General features: G+C 70.2%; 17 protein-coding genes. 11 read left to right on the forward strand and 6 right to left on the reverse strand.

The window, feature by feature from the left end; translation table 11 throughout:
* The first annotated feature begins 221 nt into the window (after positions 1 to 221).
* From J8M51_RS17950 to J8M51_RS18000, 11 genes are all read left to right on the forward strand, one after another.
* Entirely contained in the window at positions 222 to 1,835 is a 1,614-nt protein-coding gene (locus J8M51_RS17950; RefSeq protein WP_086761839.1) for an AAA family ATPase, read from the forward strand.
* Positions 1,832 to 2,422 carry a TadE family protein gene (locus J8M51_RS17955; RefSeq protein WP_267299311.1) on the forward strand — a complete coding sequence of 197 codons (591 nt, stop codon included), beginning with the start codon at positions 1,832 to 1,834 and terminating at the stop codon, positions 2,420 to 2,422. The genes J8M51_RS17950 and J8M51_RS17955 overlap by 4 nt, the downstream gene beginning before the upstream one ends.
* Before the next feature lie 23 nt (positions 2,423 to 2,445).
* The gene (locus J8M51_RS17960) at positions 2,446 to 3,786 is read left to right on the forward strand and encodes a CpaF family protein (protein WP_086763656.1); all 1,341 of its coding nucleotides are present in this window, start codon (positions 2,446 to 2,448) and stop codon (positions 3,784 to 3,786) included.
* A gap of 17 nt (positions 3,787 to 3,803) precedes the next feature.
* Positions 3,804 to 4,844: a type II secretion system F family protein gene (locus J8M51_RS17965; protein WP_398856375.1), complete on the forward strand. Its 1,041-nt coding sequence runs from the start codon at positions 3,804 to 3,806 to the stop codon at positions 4,842 to 4,844.
* Between the two features lie 51 nt (positions 4,845 to 4,895).
* Positions 4,896 to 5,807: a DUF5936 domain-containing protein gene (locus J8M51_RS17970; RefSeq protein ID WP_086763658.1), complete on the forward strand. Its 912-nt coding sequence runs from the start codon at positions 4,896 to 4,898 to the stop codon at positions 5,805 to 5,807.
* Entirely contained in the window at positions 5,807 to 7,126 is a 1,320-nt protein-coding gene (locus J8M51_RS17975) for a sensor histidine kinase (RefSeq protein WP_267299313.1), read from the forward strand. Before J8M51_RS17970 ends, J8M51_RS17975 begins: the two co-directional genes overlap by 1 nt.
* The gene (locus tag J8M51_RS17980) at positions 7,119 to 7,868 is read left to right on the forward strand and encodes a response regulator (RefSeq protein WP_267299315.1); all 750 of its coding nucleotides are present in this window, start codon (positions 7,119 to 7,121) and stop codon (positions 7,866 to 7,868) included. The genes J8M51_RS17975 and J8M51_RS17980 overlap by 8 nt, the downstream gene beginning before the upstream one ends.
* A gap of 105 nt (positions 7,869 to 7,973) precedes the next feature.
* Positions 7,974 to 8,183: a hypothetical protein gene (locus tag J8M51_RS17985; RefSeq protein WP_216589946.1), complete on the forward strand. Its 210-nt coding sequence runs from the start codon at positions 7,974 to 7,976 to the stop codon at positions 8,181 to 8,183.
* A 29-nt stretch (positions 8,184 to 8,212) separates the two neighbouring features.
* Positions 8,213 to 8,788, forward strand: a complete 576-nt coding sequence (locus J8M51_RS17990) for a pilus assembly protein TadG-related protein (protein ID WP_216589949.1) — start codon at positions 8,213 to 8,215, stop codon at positions 8,786 to 8,788.
* 15 nt (positions 8,789 to 8,803) lie between these two features.
* Complete coding sequence (locus J8M51_RS17995; protein ID WP_086761328.1) at positions 8,804 to 9,397, forward strand: hypothetical protein; 594 nt, start codon at positions 8,804 to 8,806, stop codon at positions 9,395 to 9,397.
* The gene (locus J8M51_RS18000) at positions 9,394 to 10,059 is read left to right on the forward strand and encodes an OmpA family protein (protein ID WP_086761326.1); all 666 of its coding nucleotides are present in this window, start codon (positions 9,394 to 9,396) and stop codon (positions 10,057 to 10,059) included. The genes J8M51_RS17995 and J8M51_RS18000 overlap by 4 nt, the downstream gene beginning before the upstream one ends.
* 30 nt (positions 10,060 to 10,089) lie before the next feature.
* Here the strand turns inward: J8M51_RS18000 and J8M51_RS18005 are convergent, their stop codons facing one another.
* The 6 genes from J8M51_RS18005 to J8M51_RS18030 all read right to left on the reverse strand — a co-directional run bounded on the left by J8M51_RS18005 (position 10,090) and on the right by J8M51_RS18030 (position 17,418).
* Positions 10,090 to 11,460 (reverse strand): AI-2E family transporter, encoded by a 1,371-nt coding sequence (locus tag J8M51_RS18005; RefSeq protein WP_267299688.1) that lies wholly within the window; start codon positions 11,458 to 11,460, stop codon positions 10,090 to 10,092.
* A 208-nt stretch (positions 11,461 to 11,668) separates the two neighbouring features.
* Positions 11,669 to 12,391, reverse strand: coding sequence for an aggregation-promoting factor C-terminal-like domain-containing protein (locus J8M51_RS18010; protein ID WP_179203440.1), 723 nt, complete (start codon positions 12,389 to 12,391; stop codon positions 11,669 to 11,671).
* Positions 12,392 to 12,800: 409 nt separating this feature from the next.
* Positions 12,801 to 14,126 carry a PhoH family protein gene (locus J8M51_RS18015; RefSeq protein WP_086762527.1) on the reverse strand — a complete coding sequence of 442 codons (1,326 nt, stop codon included), beginning with the start codon at positions 14,124 to 14,126 and terminating at the stop codon, positions 12,801 to 12,803.
* A gap of 326 nt (positions 14,127 to 14,452) precedes the next feature.
* Positions 14,453 to 15,226: an isoprenyl transferase gene (locus J8M51_RS18020; protein WP_086762525.1), complete on the reverse strand. Its 774-nt coding sequence runs from the start codon at positions 15,224 to 15,226 to the stop codon at positions 14,453 to 14,455.
* Positions 15,227 to 15,935: 709 nt separating this feature from the next.
* Positions 15,936 to 16,733: a class I SAM-dependent methyltransferase gene (locus J8M51_RS18025; protein WP_086758810.1), complete on the reverse strand. Its 798-nt coding sequence runs from the start codon at positions 16,731 to 16,733 to the stop codon at positions 15,936 to 15,938.
* Positions 16,734 to 16,884: 151 nt separating this feature from the next.
* Positions 16,885 to 17,418, reverse strand: coding sequence for a carboxymuconolactone decarboxylase family protein (locus J8M51_RS18030; RefSeq protein WP_086758808.1), 534 nt, complete (start codon positions 17,416 to 17,418; stop codon positions 16,885 to 16,887).
* Positions 17,419 to 17,494 lie beyond the last annotated feature (76 nt).

Below are 17,494 nucleotides of genomic sequence, written 5' to 3' on the forward strand. Positions count from 1 at the left end.
GCACCCGCCCGAAGGACCGTGGCCGCACCCGCCCGAAGGCCCGTGGCCGCATCCGGCGGAAGGACAGTCGCCACACCCGCCCGAAAGCCCGTCACCGAACCCGCCCGAAGGCCCGTGGCCGCATCCGGCGGAAGGACAGTCGCCACACCCGCCCGAAAGCCCGTCACCGAACCCGCCCCAAGGCCCGTCACCGCACCCGGCGGAACGGGAAGGACCCACCGATGACCATCCGCGTCCTCCCCGCCGCCGGGGACGCCGACTCGGCCCGTGCCCTCACCACCCTCCTGGGCCAGCTGGCCGACGCGGAACCGGCACCCCCGGTCTCCGACTCCACCGCCCTCCTCGACACCCTGGCGCGCCTGGCCGCCGACTCCCTGGACGAACTGCCCGAGGTCGTCCTCGTACACGAACGCATCGGCCCGGTCCCGGCGCTGGACCTGGTCCGCGACCTCGTCCTGCGCTTCCCGGCGGTCGGCGTCGTCCTCATCACCTCCGACACCAGCACCGGCGTCCTCACCGCCGCCATGGACTCCGGCGCCCGAGGCATCGTCAACCTCCCCCTCGCCTACGAGGCCCTCGCCGAACGCGTGCAGGCCGCCGCTGCCTGGTCCGCCGGCATGCGCCGCCACCTCGGCAGCGGCACACCCGAGCTGTACACGGGCCCCGGCGGCACCGTCGTCTCGGTCAGCGGCGCCAAGGGCGGTGTCGGCTCCACGGTCACCGCCGTCCAACTCGCCCTCGCGGCCCGCGCGTCCGGCCGTACGGTCGCCCTCCTCGACCTCGACCTCCAGTGCGGGGACGTGGCCTCGTACCTGGACGTCCAGTTCCGTCGCTCGGTCGCCGACCTGGCCGCCATCACGGACATCAACCCCCGCGTCCTCCAGGAGGCGGTCTACACCCACGACACCGGCATCGCCCTCCTCCTGGCCCCCGCCGAGGGCGAACGCGGCGAGGAGGTGACCGACCGCGTGGCCCGCCAGGTCGTCGCCACCCTCCGCTCCCGCCACGACGTGGTGATCGTCGACTGCGGGTCCCAGATGACCGCGGCCACCGCCGCGGCCGTCGAAATGGCCGACCACGCCCTGCTCCTCGTCACCCCCGACGTGGTCGCCGTCCGCGCCGCCAAACGCATGGTCCGCCTCTGGGACCGCCTCCAGATCCGCAAGGCCGAGGAGACCCTGACGGTCGTCAACCGCCTCTCGCGCGGTACGGAGATCCAGCCCTCCCTGGTCGAGAAGATCACCGGCACGAAGGTGGCCCGCGCCGCCGTCCCCGCCGCCTTCAAGGAACTCCAGTCCGTCGTCGACGCGGGCCGGCTCCAGGATCTCGACAACCGCTCCGTCGTCAAACAGTCCCTGTGGGCCCTCGCCGCCGAACTGGAACTGGTGGCCGCACCCGACCACCACCACGGCGGCCGACGCCGCAGGTCGTCCCCCGACCGAGGCGCCCTCGTCCTGCGCCGCAAGGGCGGCGACCGGGGCTCGGCGACCCTCGAATTCGCCGGCATGTTCCCCCTGATCCTGATCACCATGGCGATCCTCTGGCAGGCCGCCCTCTACGGCTACACCTACTCCCTGGCCGGCAACGCCGCCGACGAGGCCGCCCGCGCCGCCACCGCCGCGTACGCCGTAGACGGCGACATAGCAGCCGCCTGCCAGACCGCAGGCACCGCCCACCTCCCCGGCGCCTGGAACGACACCTCCATCGACTGCACCCCCACCGGCCCCGTCATGCGAGCCGAGGTCCAGGCCAACGTCCCCCTCTTCTTCCCGGGCTTCGACGCGGGCTGGACCGTGAACGGCGAAGCAGGCGCGGCACTGGAGGGCACCCCATGACCCCCACACGCACCGAACCGGACCCCCACGGCGTACGGCGGGCCGACGGCGTACGACGAGAAGCGGACGTACGGCGGACCGGCGGCCGAGTACGGCGAGAAGGGGGCGTGTCGGGGGGTGTCCGCCCGCAGCGGTTGGCGCGTCAACCCGTTGAACTCTCCAGCCAACCGATTCCGCGCCGTTCCGAGGACGGACACCCCCCGGCGCGCCCCCGACCCACCCACCACCCGAAGCCGCCCCACCGCTGGAACGACCGAGGCTCCTCCATCCTGGAGTTCGCCGGCTTCCTCCCGATCCTCCTCCTCGTAGGCATGGCCGCGATCCAACTCGGCCTCATCGGCTACGGCATCAGCCAGGCAGGCTCGGCAGCCCGAGCCGCGGCCCGCGCCGAGTCCCTGGAGCCCGGCACCGGCACCACCGCAGGCGTGGCCTCGGCCAGCTCCTGGCTGAACCCCACCGTCGCCCCGGCCCCCGGCACCGACACCACCACCGCCACGGTCACCGTCACCATCCCCTCAGTGGTCCCCCTCCTCGACCCGGTCACCCTGGACCGCACCGCCACCATGCCCAACGACACGGACAACTGACCCCGAGAGGAGTTGACCAGAAGATGAGCCTGCGATCCCGTATCGCCGCCCCCGACGAGGGGGGCTCCGGACGCGAGGACGGACACCTCGTGGCCGTCTACCGAGCCAAGCTCCTCGAAGAGATCGACCTCGCCGAGATGTCGGCCCTCACCGCCGCCGACCGCCGCGCCCGCCTGGAACGCGTCCTCGGCCACATCATCAGCCGAGAGGGCCCGGTCCTCTCCTCCGCCGAACGCGGCCAACTGATCCGCAGGGTCGTCGACGAGGCCCTCGGCCTCGGCGTCCTGGAACCCCTCCTCGCCGACACCTCCGTCACCGAGATCATGGTCAACGGCCCGGACTCGATCTTCGTGGAACGAGGCGGCCGCGTGGAACAGCTCCCCCTGCGCTTCGCCTCCACCGACCAACTCATGCAGACCATCGAACGCATCGTCTCCACGGTCAACCGCCGCGTGGACGAGTCGAACCCCATGGTCGACGCCCGCCTCCCCACCGGCGAACGCGTCAACGTGATCATCCCCCCGCTGGCCCTCACCGGCCCCACCCTTACGATCCGCCGCTTCCCCCGCGCCTACACCCTCCCCGAACTCATCGACCTCGGCTCCCTCGACGAACAGATGCTGATGCTGCTCGCCGCCTTCGTCCGCGCCCGCTTCAACGTGATCGTCAGCGGCGGCACCGGCACCGGGAAGACGACGCTCCTCAACGCCCTCTCCGGCCTCATCCCGCCCCGCGAACGCATCATCACGATCGAGGACTCCGCGGAACTCCAGCTTCAGCAGGAACACGTCATCCGCCTGGAGTCGAGGCCCGCCAACATCGAGGGCAAGGGCCAGATCACCATCCGCGACCTGGTCCGCAACTCCCTGAGGATGCGCCCCGACCGCATCATCGTCGGCGAGGTGCGCGGCGGCGAGACCCTCGACATGCTCCAGGCGATGTCGACGGGCCACGACGGCTCCCTCGCCACGGTCCACGCCAACTCCGCCGAGGACGCCCTCATGAGGCTCCAGACCCTCGGCTCGATGTCCGAGGTCCTGATCCCCTTCGAGGCCCTCAAGGACCAGATCAACTCGGCGGTGGACGTGGTCGTCCAGCTCACCCGCTTCGCCGACGGCTCCCGCAAGGTCACCGAGATCGCCCTGCTCGTCTCGCACGGCCGCGAACAGTTCCGGATCGCCACGGTCTCCCGCTACGCCCCGGACCCCCTCGGCGCCGACCGCGTCGTCCACGGCCGCTTCGAGCATCTGCCGATACCCCGCCCCGTCGCGGAGAAGCTGTACGTGGCCAACGAGCCCCTGCCTCCCGCGTACGGCGTGGCCGAGGCCATCGACCCGCTCCACACCCGCCAGGCCATCGGATAGCCCCGAGGAGGTAGAACATGACGCCGACCGCGACAGCCCTGTCAGCTCTGTCATCCCTGTCGACCGCGTCGCCCCGGGCGGCCCGGACAGCCACGGACCCGGGCCTGACCCTGGACAACACCACCCTCCTCGCCCTCGGCGCCACGATCCTCTGCGGCACCCTCGCCGTCGCGGGCGCGCACGCGTACGTCTCCGGCCGCGCCCAGCGCCAGGCCCTGGTCGACCGTCTCGCGGGCCACCAGGGCGGCCCGCCCCGCACGGCGGCGGGCCGTGTACGCCGCTTCACGGCGGTCGACCGCCGCCTGCGCCGCACCCGCCTCGGCCGCACGATCCACCTCCGCCTGACGACGACGGGACTGGACCTGACGGCGGGCGAGTTCGCCACCTACGTCGCCCTGGTCGTCGCGGCCCTGTGGCTGATCGCCGCGACCACCCTGGCCCCGTTCTTCGGCCCGATCGCGGCGGCGGTGGGCGTCTGGGCGGCGGCCATCTTCCTCAACTGGCAGCGCCAGAAACGCATCGAGGCGTTCATCAACCAGCTCCCCGACGTGGCCCGCCTCCTCGCCAACGCCACCGCCGCAGGCCTCGCCCTCCGTACGGCGCTGGCGATGGCGGCGGAGGAACTGGAGGCCCCGGCCGGCGAGGAACTGGCCCGGGTCGCCGACCAGCTGGCGCTCGGCCGCTCGGTGGACGACGCCCTCGGCGAACTCGCCGAACGCCTCCCCTCCCGCGAACTGGTCGTCCTCGTCACCACGCTCGTCCTGTCCAACAAGGCGGGCGGCACGGTGGTCAGTTCGCTCCGCAACCTCACCCAGACCCTGGAGGACCGCAAAGAGACCCGCCGCGAGGTCCGCACGATGCTCTCCGAGGTCAACGCGACGGCCTTCACCGTCCCCCTCCTCGGCCTCGGCTCCCTCCTCCTCATCAACTCCTCGAACGACGGCGCCCTGGCCCGGGTGACCGGCTCCCCGCTCGGCCAGGCCCTGGTCCTGATCTCGATCGGCCTCTACACGGTCGGTTTCTTCGTCATCCGCCGCCTCGGCAAGATCGAAGTATGAGAAGGCCCCGGTGACCGACATGACGACGACGAGAGGGGCCCGGTGACCGGCATGACGACATCGACGCCCTCCTTCCTCCCCCTCCTCCTGGCCCTCCTGACGGCGATCTCCGTGGCGGGCGTCGTCCTCGGCATCCGCATGATCCGCGCCGACGCGAAACTCCCCAGCGATCTGGCGCTCGCCCTGGAGGTGGGGGCCACCCGGGTCTCCAAGACCGGCTCGGCCGTGGACCGCCTCGGCATGCGCTTCGCGCCGCTCGTCCTGCGCCTGATGGGCCCCCGCAGGGTCGAGGCCAAACGCCGCCGTATCGACATGGCGGGCAACCCCGGCGGTCTCACCCTCACCCGCTACGCCGCCCGCCGGGCGGTCTACGGCTTCTTCGGCGCCTTCATGGGCCTGGTCTTCCTCACCAGCGACCGCCCGCTCTTCGCCGCGTTCACCTTCGCCTTCGGACTCCTCGCCGCCGACGCGGCGATCTGGCAGGCCGTCCGCGACCGCAAGGACGTCATCGACCGCACCCTGCCGGACTTCCTGGACGTCCTCGCGGTCGTGGTCTCGGCGGGCCTGGGCTTCCGGCAGGCGCTGGACCGGGTCGCGGAGAAGTACGAGGGCCCCTGGGCGGACGAACTGCGCATCACCCTGCGCCAGATGGACATGGGCGTCAGCCGCCGCCAGGCCTTCGACGAACTCCGCAGACGCAACTCCTCCGAGCAGGTCGCCCAGTTCGTCTCGGCCCTCCAACAGGGCGAGGAACTCGGCTCACCGATCGCGGAGACCCTGATCCAGCTCGCCGCCGACATGCGCCGCACCGACGCCCAGAACGCCCGCCGCCGCGCCGCCCGCACCATCCCCAAGGCCACCCTGGTCACCCTGCTCTTCATGCTCCCGGCCACGATGATCCTGATCGCGACGGGCATGTTCCTGGGCTCGGGCACCAACTTCGGCGACATCCTGGGCCGCTGATGAGAACCCGGCGCACACCCCCCACCCCGGCCCCCACCACCGGTTACCTCGCCGACGACGCCCCGCCCCCCGCCACCCTCCGCCTCCAGCTCAACGCCCTCCAGTCCCTCGCCCGCCAGACCTTCGCCGTCCGTCTGATCACCCTCACCATCGGCACCCCCTTCGCGATGGCCAACACCACGGACGGCCCCCAGAGCCACGCCGTACTCACCGCGGCCGTCCTCGGCATCACCGTCTCGTACGCCATGCTCCGGGACTGGGACCGCTTCGCCCCCCGCCTCCTCGGCCACCCCACCCTGATGGCCCTGGACCTCCTCTTCGGCGCGGTCCTCCTGCTCACCGCCTCCCCGGCCTCCCCCCTCGCCTACGCCACGGTCTGCACCCCCCTCCTCTCCGGCCTCCTCTACGGCTGGCGCGGCGCCGGCGTCCTTACCGGCCTGCAACTCGCCGTCCTGCTCACCGTGCACCGCACCTGGGAACACCGTCCCGGCGCGGGCGCCAGCACCCTCCTCATCGCCGGTTTCTGTGTCGCCGCCGGCGTCATCGGCGTCACGCTGCGCAATCTGATGTTCCGCTTCGGCACGGCCACCCAGGCCCTCTCCGAAGCCACGTCCCGCCTCGCCGTCGCAGAGGCCGTGGAGTCCGAACGCGCCCGCCTCGCCCGCGAACTCCACGACTCGGTGGCCAAGACCCTCCACGGCCTGGCCCTCGCCGCCGACGCGCTCGCGACGACGTCGGACCGCCCCGACCCCGATCCGGCCCTGGTGAGGCGACAGGCCACCCTCGTCGCCTCCGCGGCCCGCCGGGCCGCCGCCGAGTCCCGGGACCTCCTCACGGACCTGCGCCGCCACACGGACCTGACGACACCGACGCCCGCCACGGACCTCGGGGCCGAACTGACCATCCGCACAACGGACTTCACCACCCGCACCGCCCTCCCCACCCGCTTCACCCACACCGGCGAGGACCCCCCGCCCCTCCCGCCCGAGACGATCCGTCACCTCCTGGCCATCACCTCGGAGGCCCTGGAGAACATCCACCGCCACGCCCACGCGACCCAGGCGGAGGTGTCCCTGCGCGTCACCCCGGACACCCTCCACCTCACGATCAAGGACGACGGCGTGGGCCTCCCGCCCGCCCTCACCCTCGACACCCTCGAAGCAGCGCAAGAATCCGGCCACTTCGGCCTGCTGGGCATGACGGAACGCGCGACCCGTACGGGCGGGGCCCTGCACCTGGGCACACCCCCCAAGGGCACGGAAGTGACGCTGACCATCCCCCTGCCCGTCTCCCTCCGACAGGAGGCCGCACATGTCTGACCGGCCCCTCCGTGTACTCGTCGCGGACGACAACCCGGTGGTCCGCGCCGGTCTCACGGCCCTTCTCGGCACCCACCCCGACATCACCGTGGTCGCCCAGGCCACGAACGGCGAGGAGGCGGTGGACGAGGCCCGCCGCCACCACCCGGACATCGCCCTCCTCGACGTCCGCATGCCCGGCACGGACGGCCTCACCGCCCTCCCCGAACTGGCCGCGATCTGCCCCGTGATGATGCTGACCTACAGCACGGAACCCGAGGTCGTGACGGAGGCGCTGCGCCGGGGCGCGACCGGCTATCTCGTCCACGGCGAGTTCACGGCCCCCGAACTGATCCAGGCGGTACGGGACTTGCGGGAGGGGCGTCGCCCCCTCTCCCCGGCTGTCTCGACTTCGCTCGGCGTTTCCTACAAACCTTCACACGAACGTCACGATCACTCTTCGCAGCTGCAATCATCTATGACACAGTCGTCGAGGGCCCGTCCCACCTTCGCGTCCCGCCTGCACCGCCGCATCCTCGACCGCGCCAACCGCCCGTCGTTCGGCCTGAGTTCAAGGGAGGTGGAGGTGATGGACCTCATCGCGTCCGGCATGAACAACCGCCAGATCGCCGCCACCTGCTTCATCAGCGAGAAGACCGTCAAGAACCACATCAACCACATCTTCGCGAAACTGCACACCTCCACCCGCAGCGAAGCCATCGCCCACTGGCTGGGCACGACCCCCGAGGGGTGGCCCCGATGACCCACCCCTCCACCGGAAGTTGGGCCCCCGGACCCACCCCCCGTACGTGCCGACTCACGTACGGTGATCCGGTTGGTGTCGGCATCGCGCGGGAAGGCAACCGCCATGAAGGTGAAACACCGTTTCGAGACCTGGAGGACCACGGTCGTCTCCCGCATGCGGGGAAAGGACCGGGACGCGGGTGCGGGGTTCGTGGAGTACGCGGGCATCATGATCATCGTCGCGGGCATCTTCGTGATGATCGACGGGTTGGGGCTGGACGGGCTGATCTCGGGCGCGATCCTGGCAGCCGTGACCAACGTCATCGGCGGCTGACAAGACCGCTCGACGACCGAGGGTCCACCCTGCCCATTTACGTCTGGCTGACGGCAATCCTGCTCTTCACGTCGTTGGCTTTCTTCGCGTTTGCCCAGGCGGCATCCGCCCGCAACGGTGCCCAGTCCGCAGCGGATGCCGCAGCGTTGGCGGCGACACAACAGGCCCGGGACGACCTGTTGTTGGACCTTGGGGACGCCATCGACGCAGGCGACGACTGGTTGGACTGGTTGGACCTCCCTGAGGGCGGGCTCCCCGGCGAAGGAGCCACGGCCGCAGCGCAGGCACTGGCTGCCGCGAACGAGTCGACCGTCCTCGGAGGTGCCGCGCCGACCGAGGTCAACGGTTTTCCAGGCTTCCATGTAGAAGTCGAGACGGGCTACACCGTCGGTGAATCGATCATCCCCGGTACGGAGAGTATGACTGCTACGGCCGAAGCCACCGCAGTCATCCAGCCGCGCTGCGATTTTGCCCTGGACGCGGACCCCACGAAGCCCGTCTCGTTGGACTGCGACGGCGAACTAGTGGACATCGACCCCGGAAACTTCGATCCGGACGACCTTCCCGACGCTTCTGTGATGTTCTCTGTGCGTCTGGCTGAGTGAGAGGAAGCAGTGTTCATGGAGTTCCGGTACACCATGAAGGGCCGCGCGGCTCTGTCCACGGTGACGATCGCCACCGGGCTGGTTCTCACGGTGGCCGGCTGTGGTGGCGGAGGGGACGATGACAAGTCGTCGAACACTCAGTCTTCGTCGACGCCGTCCAAGGACAACGGAGACGACGACAAGCAGGAGTCACAGGCCCCCACAACGAATTCAGTCCTGGCAGAGGTGAAAGCCGATGGCCTGACACTCAAAGTCACCTCAGCGGCCCGCGACGGAGGCGGCTTCGTTACGGTCGAAGGCACCGTGACCAACGGCACGGGCAAACCGTGGGTCGGAGCGGAATGGCGGGGCGACGAAAGCGAACTGGTCAAGAACGGCGGTTCGATCGCCGGTGCGAGTCTGGTCGACCAGACGGGTAGGAAGAAGTACCTCGTCCTCCGTGACACCGAAGGACGTTGTCTGTGCACGAGGTTCACCGGCGGTGTCAGGACCGGGGCGACCACGGACTGGTTCGCCCAATTCCCCGCTCCCCCCGAATCCACCACCTCCGTAGACTTCCAGGTCGGCTCCATGCCCCCCGCCACCATCGAACTCTCCGAGGACGAGTGACCATGGCTGCCCTGACCCCGCGAGCCGTCACGAAGGGCACGGCCACGCTCGGCGTGGCCATGGCCGTGCTGGCCACTCTGACGCTCACCACCCCGCCCGCCCTCGCCGCGGACGACCCGAGCGAACCCCCGGGCACGGTCACCACCTCCCCGCCCCCGGAGGTGGACGCGAACAGCCCGGGCCTGAAGCTCGCCCAGGGAGCCACGCTCGCCCCGGCCAAGGTGCTGGACATCAAGTCGGTCGTGGAGGACCTGGGCGGCGAGGAACGCCGGGAGGACACCAACGAGAACGTGACGTTCGCCCTCCAGGCGGAGGTCCTCTTCCCGAAGAACAGCTCGAAGCTCAACCCGCAGGCCCGCTCCCGCATCCGGACGATCGCGGAGGAGATCAAGAAGCAGAGCGCGGGCACGGTCCGCGTCTTCGGCTTCACGGACAACCTCGGCTCGTACGCCCACGGCCTGACCCTCTCCAAGAAGCGCGCGGAGGCCGTCCACGACCTCCTCGCCGGCGACCTGGGCGGCAACGTCACCTTCGAGGTGCGCGGCTACAGCGAGGACTACCCCATCGCCGACAACTCCTCCGAGGAGGGCCGCAAGAAGAACCGCCGCGTGGAGGTCTCCTTCCCCCGCACCACGACGGACACGAACAGCGAACAGAGCTGACCCGACCCGCCACTGGACCCGCCAAGCCCCCTAGGCCCCGCCGCCGTGCTGCCCCACCCGCTCCCGTTCCCGCTCGTCCGCGTACGCCCGCAGCGACCCCACCACCGTGTTCGTGACCGCGACCAACGGCACGGCCACCACCGCGCCCCCGATCCCCGCGACCATGCCACCGGCGGCGACCGACAGGACGACGGCCAGGGGATGCACCCGCACGGCCCGGCCGAGGATGAACGGCTGGAGGATGTGTCCCTCGATCTGCTGCACGGCGAGCACCACGACCAGCGTCATGACGGCCGTGAACACACCCTGCGTCACCAGCGCCACCACCACCGCCAGCGCGCCCGAGACGACCGCGCCCACCAGCGGGATGAAGGCGAAGAGGAAGATGAACACGGCCAGCGGGACGGCCATCGGCACATCGAGGAAGTAGATGCCGAGGCCGATGAAGATCGCGTCGATCAACGCCACTATCACCGTGCCGCGCACATACGCCGTCAACGTCTGCCAGGCACGTGGTCCGGCCGCCGAGACCCCGGGCCGTGCCGCCGCCGGCACCAGCTTCAGCGTCCACTGCCAGATCCGCTTGCCGTCGTACAGCAGGAACAGCGTGGAGAACATCGTCAGCAGGATGCCGGTGAGCGCCTCGACGAGGACGGTCACCCCCTCCAGCCCCGCCGAGGTGATGGTGTCCGTGTTGTCGCTGATCGCCTCGCGGAGGTTCTTCGCGATGTCGTTGATCTGGTTCTCGGTGACATGGAACGGGCTGTCGAGCAGCCAGCGCTGCAACTCGTCGATGCCGTCCTGGATCTGGTCGGAGAGGTCGTCGATGTTCTCCATGACCTGCCAGGTGACGAACCAGCCGATCAGCCCCATGACGACGAAGCCCAGGACGGCGGTCATCGCGGTGGCGAGGCCGCGCGGTACGCCGTACCGGGTCAGCCGCGCCACGGTCGGCTGGAGCAGCGCGGTGACGAGCAGCGCGGTGGTGAACGACAGGACCAGCAGCTGTATCGAGCTGATGACCCGCATCAACACCCAGACGGTGCCCGCGAGAACCAGCAGCCGCCACCCGGCCTCGGCCGCCACCCGCATCCCCCAGGGGACCACCGACGCGGGTTCGGGCCGGGCGGAGTGGACCGCGACGGTCGCCCGCCCCCGAACCTCACCACTCGCCTCGGAGCCGGAGCCGGAGCCGGAGCCGGAAGCGTCAGGGGCAGGGCCAGGATCAGGGACAGGAGTGGACCCGGACCCGGACCCGGACCCGCGGCCGGGTTCCGGCTCGGCCGCGGCACGCGGGCCCTCGGTCTCCGACTCGATCTCCGCCCGCCGCCGCTCCAACCGCTCGCCCCACCCGCTCAGTCCGGCGCCGAGCCGGCCGAGCCATCCGGGAACCCGCGACATCATCCGTCCTCTTCCCCCGTCGCCCCTGCTGGTCACCACTCCTCCCGGAGGCCGCGAATCCGCTGGTTCCTTTCGGTTCCTGCCTGATCCTGTCGTTTCCTCTGGGCGGCTCCGACCGTACATGCCCGAAGCCCCCCACCAAAGGACGGTGGAGGGCTTCGGAAGGTTGAGCGGCCGAGCGCGGCGGGGCACCCGGCGGGGAACCGGCCTAGTACCAGTTGTTGGCCTGCCAGAAGGTCCAGGCCTCGCACGGGCTGCCGTAGCGCGATTCCATGTAGTTGAGGCCCCACTTGATCTGCGTGGCCGGGTTGGTCTGCCAGTCGGAACCGGCGGACGACATCTTGGAGCCGGGCAGCGCCTGGAAGAGACCGTAGGCGCCCGAGGAGGGGTTCACGGCCTTGTAGTTCCAGGTGGACTCGTGGTTCACGATGTTGCTGAAGCACGTCCACTGGTCGCTGGCCACGACCGCCTTCGCCATCGCCTGGATCTCGGCGACGGTGTACGAACTCTGGGTGGGGATGTCACCGAGTGAGCCGGCGGCTTCGGACTTGGCCTCGGCTTCCGCCGCCGCCGCTTCCTTCGCCTTGCGCTCCTGCTCAGCCTTCTCCGCGGCCTTCTGCTTGTCGATCGCGTCCTGGGCCGCCTTCTTACGGGCGGTCTCCTCGGCGTCCTTGCGGGCGCTCGCGTCGGCGGCGATGGCCTGGGCGTCGGCCTGAGCAGTCAGGGACGCGGTCTGCACCTGGGCCTGCTGGCCCACGGGTATGTCGGCGAGCAACGTGGTGTCGTTCGCGACCGCCTCGGCGTCGTCAGTGGTCTGCGCGGTGCTGCCCGAGGCAACTCCGACGACACTGCCGACTGCGGTGACCGCAGTGGCCGAGGCCACTGCGAATCCCCGGACCGAAATCCGGCTCACACGGGTTCCTTCCAGCATCGCCCGCCTCGGTGACCCTGGCGGACGCAATCGTGCCCCTGACGCTGGCCTCCCAACTGCGGGGTCACGGAGGCGCGGGCCCGGTGGGCAACTCCCCTGCGGGGAGCGCCGCGTGGTGCTCGGGCGGCATACGACGACGCTATGGAGTTGACCTGGTGTCGCTGTGGTTCCGTACCGCTGGGGGTACAGGTGTGTCGTATGCGGGGCCTGACAGAAATGAGACTCTGCCGTAACCCGACACCGCGAGGCAATTCAGTGGTGAGTGTGAAAGCTCACACCTCGTTTGACGCGAGAGATTGAAGGAAAGCCGCACACGCCGAGGCGCCGCCCGGCTAGGCTGCTGAGCCTTTTGCCGGGCGACGCCCAGGGGTTGGGACCACTCAGTGGTCCCGGAGTGGTGTCAGGTGGGCTAAATCTGCCCGTCCTCCAGCATTTCGGTCACAAGGGCCGCGATCTGGGACCGTTCGGACCTCGTCAACGTGACGTGGGCGAAGAGCGGATGACCCTTCAGCTTCTCCACGACGGCGACGACACCGTCGTAGCGGCCGACGCGCAGGTTGTCGCGCTGGGCCACGTCATGGGTGAGGACCACCCGGGAGTTGGCGCCGATGCGGGAGAGCACGGTCAGCAGGACGTTCCGCTCCAGCGACTGCGCCTCGTCCACGATCACGAACGCGTCATGGAGCGAGCGTCCGCGGATGTGGGTGAGCGGCAGGACCTCAAGCATCCCGCGGGCGGTGACCTCCTCGATGACCTCACGGCTGGTGACCGCGGAGAGCGTGTCGAAGACGGCCTGCGCCCAGGGGCTCATCTTCTCGGACTCGGAGCCCGGCAGATAGCCCAGCTCCTGCCCGCCGACCGCGTACAGCGGACGGAAGACCATCACCTTCTGGTGCTGGCGCCGCTCCAGCACGGCCTCCAGACCCGCGCAGAGCGCGAGCGCCGACTTGCCGGTGCCGGCCCGGCCGCCCATCGACAGGATGCCGACGTCCGGGTCGAGCAGCAGATCCAGCGCGATGCGCTGCTCCGCGCTGCGGCCCTTGATGCCGAAGGCCTCCCGGTCGCCCCGCACGAGGCGGATGTTGCCGTCGGGCGTCACCCGGCCGAGGGCCTTGCCGCGCTCCGACTGGATCGTCAGACCGGTGTGCACGGGCAGGGTGCTCGCCTCGGGGACGTAGATCGACCCCTCCTCGAACAGAATGTCGACCTGCTCGCCGGGCAGGGTCAGCTCGGACATCCCGGTCCACCCGGAGGCGTCCGTGATGGCCAGCTCCGCGCGGTACTCCTCGGCGAGGAGGCCCACGGAGGACGCCTTGATCCTGAGCGGGAGATCCTTCGACACCACGGTGACGTCGAATCCCTCGGCCTGCAGATTGCGGGCGACCGCCAGGATGCGGGAGTCGTTGTCCCCCAGGCGGTAGCCGCTCGGCAGCACGCTGGGATCCGAGTGATTGAGCTCGACCCTCACTGTGCCGCCGAGTTCCCCGATCGGGATGGGGGCGTCGAGGCGGCCGTGCCGGACCCGGAACTCGTCGAGCAGACGCAGGGCCTGCCGGGCGAAGTAGCCGAGCTCGGGATGGTGCCTCTTCGCCTCCAGCTCCGTCACCACGACGATCGGCAGCACGACTTCGTGCTCGTCGAAGCGGTTCAGGGCGTTCGGGTCGGCCAGCAGGACGCTGGTGTCGAGGACGTAGGTGCGCCGGTCTGGCATACGGCGCTTTGTGCTGGTCACCACGGAAGGACGTACCCCCTCGGATGAGGTCGGGGAGCGACGGGATGGAACTGGGCCGGTCGACGGCGCCGTTGCACGGGCCGGTGACCGGCCCTCCGCTGCTTCGTCCGTGCTGTGACCGCACGATCGGGCTGGTGCAAAGGGCCTCCCGGGCGGACGGCCCCGAGCCGCCCGCTGAGATCCGACACCCGTGGTTCGGGTGTCGACCTGACTGGCTTATGCCCTCGAACATGCGCCGCCATGCCAAGCGGTACGACGGCGTCCCGGTGAACTCCTCGTTACTTCTGTCCCGATGGGGGTGGTGCACACCTCACCCGAAATACGGAGTTTCAGCCTCCGTAACGACGGTGTCGCACCGCGTAGTCACGCATCGCGCGCAGGAAGTCGACCTTCCGGAAGGCCGGCCAGAAGACGTCGCAGAAGTAGTACTCGGAGTGGGCGGTCTGCCAGAGCATGAATCCGGACAGCCGCTGCTCGCCACTCGTGCGGATCACCAGATCCGGGTCGGGCTGGTCGACGGTGTAGAGATGCCGGCCGATCATGTCGATGTCGACGGACTCGGCGAGCTCCTCCATCGCGGTGCCCTTCTCCTGCGCCTCCAGGAGCATGGAGCGGACCGCGTCGGCGATCTCCTGGCGTCCGCCGTACCCGATGGCGACGTTGACCAGTATCCCGTCGACGTCCGCGGTGGACTCCTCGGCCTCCTTGAGGGCGCTCTGCATCCCGGGGGACAGCAGGTCCATCGCCCCCACGTGGTGCACCCGCCAGCGGCCGTCGGCGGCCAGGGAGCGGACGGTGTCCTCGATGATGCCCAGCAGCGGGACGAGCTCTTCCTTGGGCCGGTTGAAGTTGTCCGTGGAGAGCAGCCAGAGCGTGACGACCTTCACGTCCGTCTCGGTGCACCAGCCGAGGAACTCCTCGATCTTCTGGGCGCCGGCCTGGTGACCCTCCATGGTGGTGGAGCCCGCCGCCTTCGCCCAGCGCCGACTGCCGTCCACGATGACGCCGATGTGCTTGGGCACCTGGGCGTGGTCGAGATGGCCCTCGACCCTGCGTGCGTAGACCCTGACCAGCAGGCCGCGCAGTGTGTCGCGCAGGTTCACGTGTTCCAGCCCCTCCGATGCGGTGGCAGTCCCCTTGGTTGGCAGAGCCTACCGGGGCTGGAGGCCAACTCCGCCAAGGGGTGTGCGGGGTTGGGGCGGCCCCGGGGCCGGGGGAGAGGCCCCCTGGAGGACCGGGCTTCCGGCGGGCGCGGGGCGGACTTCCGACGGACGGGGGGTGACCCCCGACGCACGGAGGGCCGACTTCCGGGCCGACTTCCGGGCAGAAAAAACGGGCCGGTCCGTGGGGGGAGACGGACCGGCCCGAGGGGGGGTTTCCACCATAACCCTTCGTGAGTGATGCTGCGTGCATCGGCGCCCTACAACTACTCTCCGGAGCCGGACGACAGCGTGGCGGTGAGTGCGGAACCGTTCATTCAGGGTGTGATCGAGGGGTGATCATGGCTGAATCCCGGCGAATTCCAAGGAGGAATGAAGGAATCCGGCGTGGAATGTGGGGTTTGCGCATTCTTGTGCGACTTCCGAGGAGATACGGCCCGACGCCCCCGTGTGGGTGATGCGCGGCCGGAACGCGTGCTTGACGCCCCCGAGGTGGCACGCGGCTTCGCGCAGCCCCCTCCACTGCGCGACGCCGCCCCGCGCAGCTTTGCTCACGCGAATTACCTTGGTCTGAACCTACGCGAGTAGACCCGGAGAAGCCAAGCCGGAGGCGATAACGATGTGGACACCGACAAAGACGCCCACCCCGGTCTCAGCGCCCGCCCGGCCTCCGGACCTCGAAGAGCTGCCGTGTGCTGTGCGCGACGAACGGGCCCTCGCTCTCGATCCGCTCGTGCAGCGACCGGAGCTGCGGCAGATACCCCTCGACGGCGAACCCGGGCACCATCCAGACGACCTTCCTGAGGAAGTGCACGACGGCGGCGATGTCGTAGAACTCCATGCGCAGGCGCTCGGCCCGCAGATCCACGACCTCCAGCCCGGCGGCCTCGGCGTCGGCACGCTCACGGTCCGGGTGGCGTGCGCTGCGGGACTCCTCCGGCAGCGGTCCGGTGAAGTGCTCGACCAGCTCGAAGACACTGTTCGGGCCCACATGCTGCGCGAAGTACGTGCCACCGGGCGTGAGCACCCGGGCGATCTCCGACCAGTGGGCCCGCACCGGATGCCTGCTGGTGACCAGGTCGAACACGGCGTCCCCGAACGGCAGCGGCGCGTCCTCGGGACTGGCCACCACCAGCGCGCCCCGCGGCCGCAGCAGCGCGGTGGCCCTGGCGATGTTCGGCGGCCAGCCCTCGGTGGCGACGGTCACCGCCGGGAGGCCGGGCGCGGAGGCGAGCACTTCCCCGCCCCCGGTCTGGATGTCCAGCGCCACCGAGGCCCGCCCCAGCCGCTCCGCCATGCCGCGCGCGTACCCCCACGAAGGGCGCGCCTCCGTGGCCCGTCCTTCGAACCACGAGAAGTCCCAGCCGTCGGTCGACACGGCATCCCCTTCGGCGACGAGCGCTTCGAAGGTGGGGGAGGGCAGAGGGGAACGCGAGGGACGGGAGGCCATGAGGGGATCCTCCCCGGGACGGGAGGAGACCGGCGACCGGTTTTCCGGCGCCCCTGGACGGCGGCGGGCGCGGCCCCCGCCGTCCAGGGGCGCCGGGAACTGCGCGAGAAGCCCCACCGGACCCGCACCCGAAAACGCGCCCCCACACGCCCTACTCGGAGAGAACCGCCTCCGCCTCCAACGTGACCCCCACCGCCCCCACCACCGAAGCGACCCGGAACACCTCCTGCACACTCTCCCGGCTCACCCCGGCCGCCCGCAGCGCCCGCTCGTGCGAATCCAGACACTCCCCGCACCCATTGATCGCGGACACGGCGAACGCCCACATCTCGTGGTCGACCCTGTCCACCCCGGGATCACCGATGACGTTCATCCGCAGTCCCGTCCGCAGCCCGCCGTACTCGTGGTCGGACAGCAGATGCCGTGTACGGAAGAAGACGTTGCTCAGCGCCATCGTCGCCGCCGCGGACTTCGCCGCCGTGTACGCCTCCGCCGACAGCCGCGCCCCGGCCTCCGGCCCCAGCGTCCGCAACACGATCGCCGAGCGGGAGGCGATCGCCGTCACCAGCACCGTCCCCCACAGCTGCTGTTCCGACAGCGAGGAGTCGCCGAGGACGGCGTCCAGGTTGCGGCGGAGGTCCTTCGCGTAGTCCGGAATCACGGACCTCAAGGCATCGAGCGACATGGCGTCCTCATATCCGGGGGCGGGCGGCTGACGGGGACCGACGGGCACCAGTGTGGCTGGTGCCGCGGGAACCCCG

This window comes from Streptomyces griseiscabiei (assembly GCF_020010925.1).
In the GTDB taxonomy this organism is placed as follows: Bacteria; Actinomycetota; Actinomycetes; order Streptomycetales; family Streptomycetaceae; genus Streptomyces; species Streptomyces griseiscabiei.

Coding starts and splice junctions, on each gene's coding strand:
- J8M51_RS17950 (WP_086761839.1), top strand. CDS start 222: ATGACCATCCGCGTCCTCCCCGCCGCCGGGGACGCCGACTCGGCCCGT.
- J8M51_RS17955 (WP_267299311.1), top strand. CDS start 1,832: ATGACCCCCACACGCACCGAACCGGACCCCCACGGCGTACGGCGGGCC.
- J8M51_RS17960 (WP_086763656.1), top strand. CDS start 2,446: ATGAGCCTGCGATCCCGTATCGCCGCCCCCGACGAGGGGGGCTCCGGA.
- J8M51_RS17965 (WP_398856375.1), top strand. CDS start 3,804: ATGACGCCGACCGCGACAGCCCTGTCAGCTCTGTCATCCCTGTCGACC.
- J8M51_RS17970 (WP_086763658.1), top strand. CDS start 4,896: ATGACGACATCGACGCCCTCCTTCCTCCCCCTCCTCCTGGCCCTCCTG.
- J8M51_RS17975 (WP_267299313.1), top strand. CDS start 5,807: ATGAGAACCCGGCGCACACCCCCCACCCCGGCCCCCACCACCGGTTAC.
- J8M51_RS17980 (WP_267299315.1), top strand. CDS start 7,119: ATGTCTGACCGGCCCCTCCGTGTACTCGTCGCGGACGACAACCCGGTG.
- J8M51_RS17985 (WP_216589946.1), top strand. CDS start 7,974: ATGAAGGTGAAACACCGTTTCGAGACCTGGAGGACCACGGTCGTCTCC.
- J8M51_RS17995 (WP_086761328.1), top strand. CDS start 8,804: ATGGAGTTCCGGTACACCATGAAGGGCCGCGCGGCTCTGTCCACGGTG.
- J8M51_RS18005 (WP_267299688.1), bottom strand. CDS start 11,460: ATGTCGCGGGTTCCCGGATGGCTCGGCCGGCTCGGCGCCGGACTGAGC.
- J8M51_RS18010 (WP_179203440.1), bottom strand. CDS start 12,391: ATGCTGGAAGGAACCCGTGTGAGCCGGATTTCGGTCCGGGGATTCGCA.
- J8M51_RS18025 (WP_086758810.1), bottom strand. CDS start 16,733: ATGGCCTCCCGTCCCTCGCGTTCCCCTCTGCCCTCCCCCACCTTCGAA.
- J8M51_RS18030 (WP_086758808.1), bottom strand. CDS start 17,418: ATGTCGCTCGATGCCTTGAGGTCCGTGATTCCGGACTACGCGAAGGAC.